8 protein-coding genes are annotated in these 14,545 nt (G+C 50.3%); all 8 read left to right on the forward strand.

The features are described 5' to 3' along the window. Positions 1-6: 6 nt before the first annotated feature. The 8 genes from EXU85_RS35365 (at position 7) to EXU85_RS15450 (ending at position 14,515) form a co-directional block, all read left to right on the forward strand. Positions 7-144: a hypothetical protein gene (locus EXU85_RS35365; RefSeq protein WP_168207798.1), complete on the forward strand. Its 138-nt coding sequence runs from the start codon at positions 7-9 to the stop codon at positions 142-144. Between the two features lie 52 nt (positions 145-196). Then, positions 197-844 carry a hypothetical protein gene (locus tag EXU85_RS15420; RefSeq protein WP_142772945.1) on the forward strand — a complete coding sequence of 216 codons (648 nt, stop codon included), beginning with the start codon at positions 197-199 and terminating at the stop codon, positions 842-844. Between the two features lie 605 nt (positions 845-1,449). Beyond that, positions 1,450-1,791: a FecR domain-containing protein gene (locus EXU85_RS15425; RefSeq protein WP_142772946.1), complete on the forward strand. Its 342-nt coding sequence runs from the start codon at positions 1,450-1,452 to the stop codon at positions 1,789-1,791. Between the two features lie 23 nt (positions 1,792-1,814). Next, on the forward strand, positions 1,815-5,285 hold the full coding sequence (locus EXU85_RS15430) for a TonB-dependent receptor (protein WP_142772947.1): 3,471 nt from the start codon (positions 1,815-1,817) through the stop codon (positions 5,283-5,285). A 31-nt stretch (positions 5,286-5,316) separates the two neighbouring features. After that, on the forward strand, positions 5,317-6,789 hold the full coding sequence (locus EXU85_RS15435) for a RagB/SusD family nutrient uptake outer membrane protein (protein WP_371732017.1): 1,473 nt from the start codon (positions 5,317-5,319) through the stop codon (positions 6,787-6,789). Between the two features lie 119 nt (positions 6,790-6,908). Then, positions 6,909-9,641: a hypothetical protein gene (locus EXU85_RS15440; RefSeq protein ID WP_142772948.1), complete on the forward strand. Its 2,733-nt coding sequence runs from the start codon at positions 6,909-6,911 to the stop codon at positions 9,639-9,641. A 16-nt stretch (positions 9,642-9,657) separates the two neighbouring features. Beyond that, positions 9,658-11,814, forward strand: coding sequence for a glycoside hydrolase family 20 zincin-like fold domain-containing protein (locus EXU85_RS15445; protein ID WP_142772949.1), 2,157 nt, complete (start codon positions 9,658-9,660; stop codon positions 11,812-11,814). Between the two features lie 64 nt (positions 11,815-11,878). Further along, positions 11,879-14,515, forward strand: a complete 2,637-nt coding sequence (locus EXU85_RS15450; RefSeq protein WP_142772950.1) for a hypothetical protein — start codon at positions 11,879-11,881, stop codon at positions 14,513-14,515. Positions 14,516-14,545 lie beyond the last annotated feature (30 nt).

Consider the following 14,545-nt stretch of genomic DNA (forward strand, 5'->3'; position numbering starts at 1 on the left):
TGCGAGATGGTCACGGTTAATGACGAGCCGGGTTATCTAGTGGGCGAAACCTATGTCATTCATGTGGTTTTCACGTATAAACTAATTCCTCCCGAAGTAGAACAACTCATGGAAACAGGAGAGTATTTTTGGCATGATGATTAAAGCTATTTCAAAATACACAACATATAGGTACTTATACAACAGTTTTGACAGTATGCAGCAGACTGCAGATAAAGAACTATCCGACTATCTTTCGACGATTGAAAAATACTATCCTTTGGAGCTAATTCCCGATGGTATATCGCTTAAGCTCACTCATGAGGAATTTTTAGCCTTGTTTCCGGCTCAACTTAAAAGGGCTTGGAAAGAGGCAGAAGCGGCTGCTGGTGAATGGACCAAACTAGTTGAAAGGATTAAGGAAAAATCATGGATTCAATTTATACGAAATCATGAGTTGATGACCCGTCAGGCCTACAAACTAATCATTGGCATTAAGCAGGAAAATCTTGAACCTGGCTGTTCGATTGTTGTTTTCTTAAGTTTCATTGGCAAAAAAATTGGATTGCTCTATGTCGATCTCAATGCCCCGCTGAGCAATCAGCGTCCAGTTTATGATTACTCGCGGAACCCTAACCGTGCACGTCCAATTACTTATGCATCCTATTTTCCATTTACTAAATCGCACGAACTTTACATATCGGAGCTATTAACGGAAATTACTAGTCTTTTCCCTGAATTCACTTTGTTTGATAACCAGTTAGCCGATTATAAAGTAAATACCATTCAAACAGAGGAAGACTCCTACTTAAATATTGATTTGTTTATGGTCTTTTTTGAACGAGGGCTTCCTGCCGGTGTCTAGCCTTGAAAATGTGTATTACCCTGGTTTTACTTGACAGATTTTAAGCGACAACCTTCGTTTCCTTAGGCTGCACCTTATCCGGCTGTGGGCGCTTTCGAACGCGCCATTTTTTGTTAACTCTCCCTGCATCTGATGAGCTTGTTGGGGTGAGCCGTCCTAAAATTGCCGGATTGTGCAGGCATCATTGAATACCGAGATTGAAGCCTTAAATAAAATCAATCTTGGGGCGTCATCATACGCAATCTGGCAACCCCTATACTGCTTCTTCCTATGTATGCTATGCTTTTAAGAAAGGGCAAATAGTGGCCGTAATGGCCTCCGCTCTAAAGCTGGTGGTGATAATTTGAACATGCTTACCAAAAAGAAGCCTTATAAAAAGGCCAAAATTAAAGCTACCATAGAGTAAGGGAAGCTGGTTGCAACAAACGCAATGGGGTTTAGGTGCTTTTGTCTTAAGCCAGGACGAGTCAATCAAAATTCTGCTACGTATCATAATAAACGGAAAATCTTTGCCAGGTTCATATTTTTCTAAAAATTTTTCTATTTGACTCGGGGGTCAAGGCTGTTTTTTTGTCTATAAGGAGTAACCCTAATGACCGTGGCCAATGCAGCTGGGAGCCTTCAAGCAAAAGTCAGAAACTTTATTAAAACCCATTGATGAAACGGGCAATCCGGTAACAGAGCCGGATGCCGGATATTTCATCAAAAACTATGAGTACACGTTCCAGCGGATGCCAATGCCGGAAATTGCTGATTTACTGAAGGATAATTTCGGATTGACGGTTCAGCTCGACTCGACGCTGACGCAGGGAAAGGTAACCGGTACATTTCATGCCCATAATTCGGATGAATTGCTGCAGGCGCTGATCGATTTATTCGACATAAACGTGGTCCGTCAGGGGAAATCAATAAAACTTCTATCGTCCGAACCCAATACGATTCAATAACTAAACCTTTAAACTATTCCTCTATGAAAAAGTGGCTATTATCCAGCTGCTCGGGTGTCTTTTTGCTTACAATTTGCATCACCCAGGCACAAATGCTCGCTACTGCCTACACCAAACCGCCCGTTTATCGCCAACAGGCTACCCAGCGGATACAGTTGCAGGAAGCTTTACTGGAATTACAACGGATATACCGGGTAGATATCCTTTTTGAGGAAGAAGTGATGCAGAAGATCACCGTGCCTGTCAGCCTACTCGATCGTACAGCTACCCTGGAAAAAAATCTCCGTCAACTGCTGATACCAAACGGGTTTCGGTATAAAAAGCTGCTAAAAGGGGGCTATGTCGTACGTCGGGTGGCGCCCATCCTGGAAGTGTCCTCCCAGCAAAAATCGCCGATTCAGACCGAGTTGATAAAGCAACTGGACATACCCGCCGTGGATCAACCGGAAACGGACGACGAACTAGTCAAAGCGGATAGGCCGGTTACGGGTAGAACCACGGATGAAAAAGGAGAGGGGTTGCCCGGCGTGAGTATTGTCATTAAAGGAACTCAGCGAGGCACTACGTCGGATAAGGATGGTAAATTCTCGCTGAGTGTACCAGATAACGAGGCTGTCCTGATTTTTTCATTCGTGGGGTATTTGCCCCAGGAAATGACGATCGGCAATATGACAACGGTGAACGTAACCCTTAAAGCCGACACGAAAGCGCTGGAAGAAGTTGTTGTGGTGGGCTATGGAACCCAAAAACGCAAAGATTTAACCGGGGCCGTGGGTACGATCGACAGTCGGGAAATAAAGGAAATGTCGGTAACCCGGATCGATCAGGCACTGTTGGGAAAAGTGGCAGGCGTTCAGGTGAAGCCCGTTAGCGGAGAGCCAGGTGCTGCTCCACAAATCCGGATCAGAGGAATCGGGAGTATTTCGGCGGGAGCTGGCCCACTTTACGTAGTAGATGGCTTTCCAACGCAAACGATTGAAACGCTGAATCCCAATGACATCGAAAGCATGGACATCCTCAAAGATGCTTCTGCAACCGCTATTTACGGCTCACGGGGATCAAATGGCGTGATCATTATCAACACAAAACGGGGAAAAGCGGGTAAAGCCAGCATTTCGTTCGATGCCTATTATGGCTTGCAGAAGGTATCGAAAGTGCCTCAGTTTATGAGCGCCAGAGAACAGGCACAGTACTTCTATGATGGGGTTAAAAATCGAAATATTGATGCCGGAAATAATGTTTCAGGGCCTGGTAATACCTGGACGTTTAAGGTGCCGCAGCTGATCATGGATGTGCTGGACGGACGTAATACCACCAATGTTGAACCGCTGGACGAAGTATTACGGGTGGCTCCTCAGCAGCAGTACCAGCTTTCTGCTACGGGTGGCAGTGAGAACGTAAAATATGCCGTTAGTGGAGAGTATTTTAATCAGGATGGGCTGATTATAAACAGCAACTTTAAACGGTACTCCCTGCGGATCAATCTGGATGCCAAGTTGTCGAATCGATTAGCGGTGAAACTAAATTTTAACCCGTCGTTTATCGATAAGGGCAATGTGAACTCAAGCGGAGTGACGGTGGGAGCCGGTGATTTTAGTGTGATGGGGGCGGCCACGTCGGTTAATCCATTTTACCCGATTTATGACGATAAAGGAGACTACTTCTGGTATAACGGACTCGATGCCGTCGGGAATTTCAACAATCCGGCTGCGCTGGCCAGGGAGGTAAAGGATAAACAACGACGAATTGGGCTACTCGGGAATGTCAATGTCGAATACACCATACTGGACGGACTCAAATTTAACGTATTGCTGGGCGCTACGTTGCTGAGTAGTAAAGGATCTCGTTTTGTACCGCAACTGCCTGCCTTTTTCAATGAACCGGCTACAGGTACCGATAATGTGGCTGCGAGTTATAACTGGCTAACCGAATATACCCTGAACTATGCGAAAAGTTTTGGGAAGCATAACCTGACCGGATTAGCAGGTTTTACAGCTCAGCAGGAAACCGGGGAGTCCAACTCCCTGACGAGCAATAAATACCCCAATAATCTGGTTCCTACGCTCAGTGCCGTTAGTGGTATCATTACCAACGGTACATCAGATCAGTATCAATGGTCCTTAATCTCGTATCTGGCGAGGGTCAATTACAACTACAACAGTAAGTACTACGTGACAGCCTCGGTTCGTACGGACGGATCATCCCGCTTTGGTAGCGATAAGAAATACGGCGTTTTCCCGTCGGCAGCTTTAGCCTGGCGCATAACGGACGAAAATTTCCTGCGTGATATTCGTTCGATCAGTGAGCTTAAATTCAGAGCCAGCTATGGTGAAACCGGGAATAACAACATTGGTAATTTTGAACAGTTTGCAACGATCAATTACCAGAAATATCCGCTGGGCGAAGTGCCAGCTGCCGGGTTTATTCAGGGCCGATTACCCAATCCGCTATTAACCTGGGAAACTCAGCAGCAACTGAATACGGGGGTCGATGCCGCTTTTTTTAATAATCGGCTCCGGTTGAATATCGATTATTTCATATCCCGAAATACCAATCTGTTATTAAATGTCAATACGCCTGGCATTACGGGATTCAGTACGGCCCTGAAAAACATTGGTGAAGTACGTAACACGGGCTGGGAGTTTTCGGTCGGTACTGTAAACACGACAGGCCAATTCAAATGGACGACCGACTTCAATATTTCTACTTTTAAAAACAAAGTGGTCAAGCTTGGCCCCAGTGGCGATCCCATTATTTCGGGCGGAAACATTACCATGATCGGTCAGCCGATTGGTATGTTTTACGGCTGGCTGACCGACGGTGTCTTTTTGAATCAGGCCGAAGTGGATAGAGGGCCGGTTTTTAGTCCGGGAACAAGTTCCCGCTCCCGGCCGGGTGATCTACGGTTTGTGGATGTCAGCGGAGCCAATGGGAAGCCCGATGGGGTTATCAACAGTTTTGATAAAACGATTATGGGGTCGCCCTATCCGGAATTTTACTATGGGATGACGAACCGGTTTTCGTATAAAAACCTGAGTTTAAGTGTCAGTCTGCAGGGCGTTAGCGGCAACCAGCTGCTCAGCATTGCCCGGCGGTCGACCTACGCAACCCGGTCCCGGTTCCGCAACGCAGCGTCGCAGAATAACTACTGGAAATCAGAGCAGGAGCCCGGTGATGGTAACACGCCCCGGCCCAACGATGCGCCAACGGGAAACGTGCGTGGGGAGTATAGCCAGCGGTGGCTCGATACGGGCACGTATCTGCGGATAAATAATATCTCGCTGGGGTACACAGTACCCGACAAATTAGCCCAGAAAGCAAAACTGGGGTCACTTCGGATTTATCTGAACGCCAACAATCCCTTCATTTTTACCAAAAATATGGGCTTTAATCCGGACGTAAGCAATGGCGATAATCCGTTGACGCCGGGTATGGATATGAATGATTACCCCTTGCCGAAAAGCTTGATCCTGGGTTTAAGTTTTGGTTTTTAATGAGCATCCGTCCTAACTAAACGAGAAAAAAATGATGAAAGGTACATCCTGCGCATTGGGACTGGTATTCCTCCTGATGACGTCCTGCAATAAAGAATTTATTGAGCTTACGCCCGTATCTACCGTTAGTGTTGATGTTTTGTACAAAACGGATAAAGACTTCCAGGATGCTGTTGTTGGCGTATACAGTGGCTTTCGGGTTCCGTATCAGAACTTCTGGCAATTTGGGGATCTGCGGGGCGATGATACCAAGCATGACCTGGCCAATGGACTGGAATCGATTCGGGTCGATAATTTCCTGACGGATTATAGCGACAATATCCTCTTAACCAGCTGGCGGGGGTATTACAGCATCATTACGAATGCCAACGCTGTGCTGGCTAAAATTGCCAACGCCGATCCGGCCGTGGTTACTAACAAAGATCGTCATATTGGCGAAACTAAATTTCTGCGGGCACTGGCTTACTTCAACCTGGTGCGGATTTTTGGCGATTTGCCCATGGTCACTACGCCCATTACGCTGGAAGCAGCATACCAGACGGGCCGGGAAAAAGCCGATAAGATTTATGATGAAGTCATTATTAAAGATCTGCTGGATGCCGAAACAAAGCTGCCGGTAAAATACACAGGCGCAGATGTTGGCAGGGCTACCCGGGGAGCGGCTAAAGCGTTATTAGGAAAGGTATACCTGACCCGAAAGGATTTTGTGAAAGCTGAGGAAAAACTGAAAGATGTAACCACGCTTGGGTACGTCTTACTGAAGAATTACAACGATTTATTCGATTACACCAAAGACGAACACCATAGCGAATACATATTCGATATTGAATATCTGGCGGGTGGAATAGGGTTGGGAAGCACCTTTACCAATACGTTCACCCTGGAGTTTCAATCGGGTGGGAAGGCGCTTGTCGATGAATTATCCCGGATTTATGGCATTCTGACCGGTGCTACGGCCGCTAGTGGGGGTAACCCAACGGCAGGTATGTTTGCCGCCTTTGATCCCAAAGATCTGCGTAAAGATGTTAGCGTGGCTACCGGGGTCATTGGAGCGGATGGAAAATTTGTGGCCTTATCGACAACAGGGGTTACGTCCTTTTCCAAAAAATATATGGCTCCGCTGAAAGCCAATAACGACAGCCCGGCGAACTGGAAAGTACTTCGGTATGCAGATGTGCTGCTGATGCTGGCGGAGGCTATGAACGAAAATGGAAAAACCACCGAAGCGCTCACCTACCTGAATCAGGTTCGCCAGCGGGCTGGGCTCACGGGCTACACGGGCCTGACAAAAGACGATTTTCGCGAAAAAGTGTATCTCGAACGACGGCTGGAACTGTATCTGGAAGGTCATCGCTGGTTCGATCTGGTTAGAACGGGGCGCGCCTTATCCGTTATGGCTCCGTTTGGCATGAAACCCTATATGACCGTTTTTCCGCTTCCCCTCACAGAATTGGAAATTATCCACAACCCTGCCGTTTTTGCGCAGAATGCGGGCTATGAATAGTAAGTAAGCAGAGAGGAAATTTGGGTTTTGTTCGTAGGGAACTCCCGAGTGGGGCCAACCTGTCGAGGGTTCCTACGGACGAAGATTTGGGTAAACTACATAATTCAGCCACGTATCGTATGCATTGTAATACTGAATGGGACGAGGCAGCTGTGAGTCGGCGACATTTTCTGAAACTTGCCGGAATAACCACGCTGGGAGCCAATTTTGCGAGTTTGGGTAGCGAAAAGCTACAGGGAGTTTCTATTGTACTGGATCGGAGTGATGCCGTTGCGGGCTTGCCTTCGGTACAATGGGCAACAAATGAACTGGAGACGGCCCTGAAAGCCAGGGGCATTGCGGTGCAACTTTGTACTACACCTGAGCAGGCCAGGGCCGGAAACCTGTGCATTGCCGTATCGGGGGCCGCTTCTGCCCTGGCCCGCCCGCTGCTGAAGGGGGCTGAAACCCGTATTCCGGCTGTGCCCGAAGCCCTGGGTCTGGTGCCGGGTCGGATAGCTGGTAAGCCGGTACTATTGGCCTGTGGTCACGATGAACGGGGATTGGTATACGCCGTGCTTGAACTCGCCGATCAGGTAACCTACGAAGCCCAGCCCCTCGTTTCGCTCTCGAACCGGAACGTGCTTGTTGAAAAACCGGCCAACGCCATTCGGAGCCTTACCCGTCTGTTTGTCAGTGATGTTGAAGATAAAGGCTGGTACAACGACCGGGCGATGTGGCCCGAGTACCTGTCGATGCTGGCAACACAACGCTTCAATCGGTTTAACCTGAGCCTGGGTATTGGCTACGACTTTCTTCGGAACGTAACAGACGCGTATTTTCTTTTTTCGTACCCGTTCCTGCTGGCGGTACCGGGCTATAATGTCCGGGTGCCGGAGTTGCCAGATGCCGAGCGGGATCAGAATTTGGCGATGCTGAAATTCATCAGTGAGCAGACTGTTGCGCGTGGGATGCAGTTTCAACTGGGTTTATGGATGCACGGGTATGAGTGGATTAACAGCCCCAAGCCAAATTATACCATTGCTGGATTAACGCCCGAAAATCATGGGGCCTATTGCCGGGATGCCGTGCGTTTACTACTACAAACCTGTCCGGCCATTAGCGGTGTCACCTTCCGCGTCCACGGTGAAAGTGGCGTGAATGAAGGCAGTTACAAGTTCTGGCAATCTGTATTTGAAGGGGTGGCCAGCTGTGGACGGAAAGTAGAAATCGATATGCATTCGAAGGGCATGGACCAGACGATGATTGATTCGGCCGTAAACACAGGACTGCCCATCGTGATTTCGCCAAAATACTGGGCTGAGCATCTGGGAATGCCCTACCATCAGGCCGACATTCGCGCGCAGGAAGTTCCCGATCCGAAGAAAAAGACATCGACTCTGATGAACCTGAGCGAAGGCTCGCGCAGCTTCATGCGCTATGGGTACGGCGACCTGTTAAAAGAAAAACGGCCGTATCGGGTGCTGCACCGCATCTGGCCCGGTACCCAACGACTGCTGTTGTGGGGTGATCCGCTAACGCAGGCTGCCCATGCCCGGGCGTTTAGCTTTAGTGGCAGTGCTGGGGCTGAACTGATGGAGCCCCTTTCGTTTAAAGGACGCCGGGGGTCGGGTATTGCTGGCGGACGTTGTGCCTATGCCGATGCTACGTTAGAACCTCGCTGGGATTGGCAGAAATACCGCTATAGTTTGCGACTTTTTGGGAGGCTGCTCTACAATCCCGATGCTGAACCCGCTACCTGGACCCGTTATTTGACAAACCAGTTTGGAGCCGGGGCTGCATCGGCCGGGCAGGCCCTGGCCAATGCCAGTCGGATGCTGCCCATTGTGTTAACCGCACATGGTACGTCGGCAGGAAACAATACGTATTGGCCCGAGGTATATACCAACCAGCCTATCGTTGATCCAACCATCAATGGCAACCTCACTCATCTCTACGACACACCATCGCCTAAAGTCTTTGCGAATGTTAGCCCGCTCGATCCGCAACTGTTTTTATCCATAAACGACTATACCCGAGAACTACTAAAAGGCGAACATGGGGGTAAGTATACACCCATCGAAACGGCGCAATGGCTGGAAGATTACGCCACAGAGGCGGAAAAACACCTGGCGCTGCTCAAGGCGAAAGCAAGTAATACAAAAGAACCGGCGTTTCGGCGAATAGCTATCGACATAGCCATGCAAATCGCTCTGGGCCGATTCTTCGCCAGCAAGTTCCGGGCGGGCGTACTCTATGCCATCTTTGACCAAACCGGCGACCGCAGCGCGCTGGAACAGTCGCTGAAAGCGTATCGTACCGCCCGAAGCGTCTGGGCAGATTTGGCTAATCAGGCCAAAGGCGTCTATAAATCCGATATTACCGTGGGCGAACAGCCGTTTTTACGGGGGCACTGGCTCGATCGGTTACCGGCTATCGATCAGGACCTGGCGGCTATGACCCAAAAGCTGGAGCAAGCCGAACGGAGTGCCGACACGTCAGCAGGTCGCGCCCAGGCTGCCGTCCAGATTGCCATGGGTCGTCCCAGACGTAGCGTGACCGACTGTCGCCATCCGCAGCCGCAGCCTTTCCAGGCTGGGCAGGCGGTTCCGATAGAACTGTCACCGGCAAAGGCCATTAAATCGATTCGTCTGTATTATCGGCATGTTGATCAGGCAGAACGATACGAAATGGTGGAGATGCAGGCCGCAGGCCAGCAGTATCGAGCCACCATCCCGGCGGCCTATACCAATTCGCCCTATCCACTCCAGTATTATTTCGAATTGCAGGAAAGCCCGGAAACGGCCTCGCTATATCCGGGCTTTAACGCTACGTTAACAAATCAGCCGTATTTCCTTGTGCGTCAGGCTTGATACGATATCATTCGTTATGAAAAACATACTCATCCTAATCAGTCTTTGGATCGGAATCTGCCCGTCAGCTTTTTCGCAGCGGGTGAACATGATCTATGACCATTCGTTGCCTCAGGCTGAGTATGCTGTTCGGATGCTTGAAAAAACGTTTCAAAAGCAGGGACAGTCATCTCGAAAAGAGGCCAGTGAGTATGTCATCAGACTGTCGCTGAATGCGACTGCCATCCGTAAAGAAGCCTACTCAATTCAGCATGCCGGGAACCAGATCACGATTGAAGGGGGGGATGAACGGGGGCTTCTATACGGTTGTCTTTCGCTTTGTGATGAGGTGAAAAATGGCGTTTCACTCCAGAAAATTAGGGCCAGCCATGATCAGACCAACTTGCCGTTTCGGGCAATAAAATTCAACCTGCCCTGGGATGCGTACCGGGAGGGCGAGGCCATGAGTTTGCATCAGGAGACGTGCCGGGATCTTCGGTTTTGGGAAGCGTTTCTGGACATGATGGCCCAAAATCGCTTCAACGCCCTGACCCTGTGGAATCTCCACCCGTTTCCCTACATGATCCGGCCCACCAACTTCCCCGAAGCAAGCCCCTTCCCCGAGGCTGAACTGGCTGGCTGGCAGGCGCTTTACCGGGGTATTTTCCGGCTGGCCAAAGAGCGGGGGATTGATACGTATCTGGTCAACTGGAATATTTTTGTGAGTCCCGAATTTGCCAAAGCACACAACGTAGCGATCAGTGATCCGCAGAAACGGATTCATTATGGTGCCGCTGATACGTCTGAAATCATCAGGCGTTACACCCGCGAGTGTGTCACGCAGGTGCTCAACGAATACCCCGACCTGTCGGGACTTGGCTTTACCCACGGTGAAGCGATGGTCGGCATGACCCCTCAGCAACGCCAGGACTGGTTTGGGGAGACCATTCTGGAAGGGATGCGACGAGCTAACCGGAAAGCAAAACTCATTCATCGGGTACCGCTCGAAGCAGGAACGAATGTGGGTGGTTCAACAAGTGTTAGTACGGAGCAACTGACGCGCAAAGCGATGGAGCAACTCGATTTTGTGGAAGGACCCATCTGGGCCGAAATAAAGTTCAACTGGTCGCACGGACATTCCTCGACCAGGCTCATAAAGGTCCACGGGGGTAAACTCAACGATACGTATTTCAAACCCCAACCGACTAACTACAAGATTGCCTGGATGGTGCGGAATGAAGACTTTTTCTGCCTCCGCTGGGGCGTTCCTGACTTCATTCGCCAACATATCGCTACCAACACTCAGCCCTACGTAGGTGGCTATTTCGTGGGCTCGGAAGGCTACATTCCGGCTAAGGACTATTTCACGAAGGCGGATCAGGCTCATGACTGGCAGTATGCTTTCGAGCGGCAGTGGTTGTTCTACCAACTCTGGGGTCGGTTGCTGTATAACCCCGCTACATCGGATGGGGTCTTCAAAGCCGAGTTTGTCCGGCGTTACGGCAAGGGTACGGAGGGCCTGCTGGAGGCCTATGCGTTAGCCTCCTCAACCCCCCTTCGGCTGGCCTCCGCCTTTGATTTTACCTGGGACTTTTCCCTGTACAGCGAGGGATTTATGGCCATGAATCAGAAAAGTATGGCGTACATTTCCATCGACCGCCAGATCAGCCAGGCACCGGCCGATGCCAACTATGTTTCGGTGGCCGAGTATGTCAAAACGCTGTCGGCTGGGGGGAGCTTTGCCAAATCCCGAATCACCCCCCTGATGTTGAGTCAGGTCCTGGAGCGGGACTGTCAGAAAGCGCTGGATTTGGTAAAGTCTCTCAAGTCGACGGGACCAAATTCGCTGCGCTATGAGGTGGCGGATGTGCAGGCCTGGGCCAATCTAGGTTTGTATTATGCGCAAAAGCTGCGGGGGGCGGTCGCCTTGCAGACCTATCGGTTAACCGGTGGAGAGGCCAACAAAACAAAAGCGATTAGCTGTCTGGAAAAGGCGCTGCACTTCTGGGATGAGGTCGTTACCATTACCCGCCCCTTGTACAATGATATGCCGCTAGCCGCTTACAGTTACCCTCACGATGGGAAGCGCGCCGTTCCTGATCCAACTCATCTTTTTCATTGGGAAAAGCTTCGGCCAGCCGTTGCCAACGACATTGAAATTGCCCGAAATGCCCTGGTTTCCTATGCTAAGTAATAAGCGGTAGCCAGCTATACACCGAATTCGAACATTCGTATAATTCTCTAAAACAGCCTTTTTTATGAAGAAATTACTGTGCTTCGTCCAACAACTCCTACTTCCTTTAGCCGTACTCTGTCTGATCGTCAACGGGATGGGCTATGCGGCTACGGAAACCCCTGCTGTCTCGATCATCAACGATCAAAAGCCCGGTGTTGCGGTTGCGCATGGCCTGAAAAAAGTGACGGACGCCTTACGGGCGAAGCATATTTCGTTCGAGAACGTAGCCTCAATGAGTCAGGCTCGGGGGAAAATCGTTCTTGTATCGGGTCTGGCAGTAGGGGGGGGAGCGGCTGCTTCGTTGCTGAAAACGGGGAATCGTCCGGTGCCAACGGGAGCCGAATCCCTAACGATCTGGAAGACCAGCTCGGCTCAGAAGCCGGTGTGGGTTGTCAGCGGCTCCGATGACCGTGGGCTGATGTATGGTCTGTTGGATGTGGCTAATCGCATTGGCTGGAGCAAGGATTCAAAAACGCCCTTGAGTGAAGTCAGCGAAATAACGGAAAAGCCCGCCGTTAGCAATCGGGCCATTTCTATCTACACCATGAACCGGGCCTATTGGGAAAGTCGGTTATACGATGAAAACCATTGGGTCAGCTACCTGGATTTACTGGCCCAAAACAGGTTTAATAAGCTGGTCGTTATCTTCGGCTATGAAAACGGCGGGTTCCTGGCACCCTGTTATCCCTATTTTTTCAACGTAGAGGGGTATCCTGATGTGCAAATGGTGGGTATTACGCCCCAGCAGCAGCAACGCAATCTGGATGCCTTCAACCGGTTGATCCAACTGGCACACGATCGGGGGATTGAGTTTACCGTTGGTATCTGGGATCACATTTACCGGGGTGGGGTGCAGGGCGGTGGTATTCCTGGAACGAAAGACGCGCCCGATAAACCCGTGCCAGGCCTGGTTTGGGGACTGAATGCCGACAATCTGACGGCCTACACGAAAACGGCGCTGGTGAAGTTTGTCAAACAGGTCCCCAATCTTGACGCCATTCAGTTTCGCATGCACAACGAATCGGGCCTGAAAGAAGGGGAACAGGAAAGTTTCTGGACGGATGTGTTTCAGATGATGAAAACGGCGGCTCCCAACCTGCAACTGGATCTGCGCGCCAAAGAGTTGCCCGAATCGGTGATTCAAAGTGCGCTGAAGGTAGGCGTAAACTTTCGGATCAATACCAAATTCTGGATGGAACAGATGGGTATGCCGTACCACCCAACGCTGGTGAACCCGGATAAAAGTCCCATTCGCCACAGTTACGCCCACCTGCTAAATTATCCGCAAAAATATAAGATGAACTGGCAACTCTGGAGCGGAGGCACATCGAGAATCCTGCTGTGGGGTGATCCTGACTATGCCCGTCGATTTGCCGAAAGTACACACTTGTACGACGGCGATGGATTTGAGATCAATGAACCGCTGGCGACCAAGATGGAAGCTCAGCCACACGACGCCAAACCGTTTGAGTTGTTAAATGCGCCCTATCGATACTATACGTATGAGTTTGAGCGATACTGGCATTTCTTCCAGACGTTTGGCCGTATTGGTTATAATCCCAGGACAGACCCGGTAGTCTGGAACAAAGAATTTGAACAACGATTTGGTGAAAAAGCTGCCCCCTTTGTTTCCAAAGCCATCCATCAGGCCAGTTGGGTATTGCCTCGTATCATTACATCCAGTTATCCCTACACCAGCTTCCCGACAACGCGCGGATGGGCCGAAAAGCAGCGGCTGGGGGACTTGCCATCGTTTGCCAAAGCCGAACTGAGCGACATGGCACAGTTTGCCAGCTTCGATGAAGAAGCCAAAATGCGTATCGAAGGGGGAGAAATACCCCGCATCCTACCCTCCGCAAACAGCCGCTGGTTCCGCCAAACGGCAGATGAACTCAATCAGCTGATCGCCAATGCCGAAAAAGCTGCCGGAAAGAGCCCTACTAAAGAAGTTGTTTCGACGCTGACCGACCTGAAGATTTTGTCAAACCTGGCGCTTTATCACTCAAATCGAATCCTGGCCGCCGTCAATTATCGCATCTTCGACCGAACCCGGAACGTAGCCGCTTTTGACGAAGCTGTCGCCAAAGAACGGGACGCTGTCGACGCCTGGCGGAAGCTGGTAGCCGCTGCGGGTGATGTATACACAGAGAATCTGGCGCTGGGCGTCTGCGTTGCCGATCTGTGCGGACACTGGAAAGACGAATTGGCGGCACTGGAAAAAGGATTAGCTGTTCTGGAACAAAAAAGAACCGCTTTACGGGCCGAAGCCAGTACGGCAAAGCCAATCGTTTCGAACGCGGCATTACCCTACAAAGGCCTGCCGGAGGTCAATGTAGATCCCCACTTTCAGATTTCTCACCAGCCGGTTACGAATGCGCCGGTGGGTAAGCCCATTCGCATCAGCTTACAGGTAAGCGCTCCGGCGGGCGTGAAGTGGGTTCGGTTGCGTTACCGAAACGTAAATCAGGAACTGGCCTATCAAACGCTGGCGATGACCCTGTCTGGCGATACCTATAGCGCAACCGTACCCGCGGAGCAAATCAAACCAGAATGGGATTTCATGTACTTTATCGAAATCATGGATAAGAAGGGAGCAGGCCAGATATATCCTGACCTAAATAAAGAAACGCCCTACCGAATTGTAAAATTAATACGATGACTATGGGTTGATTGCCCGCCTGATTCATGG

It is taken from the genome of Spirosoma sp. KCTC 42546 (assembly GCF_006965485.1).
Lineage (GTDB): Bacteria > Bacteroidota > Bacteroidia > Cytophagales > Spirosomataceae > Spirosoma.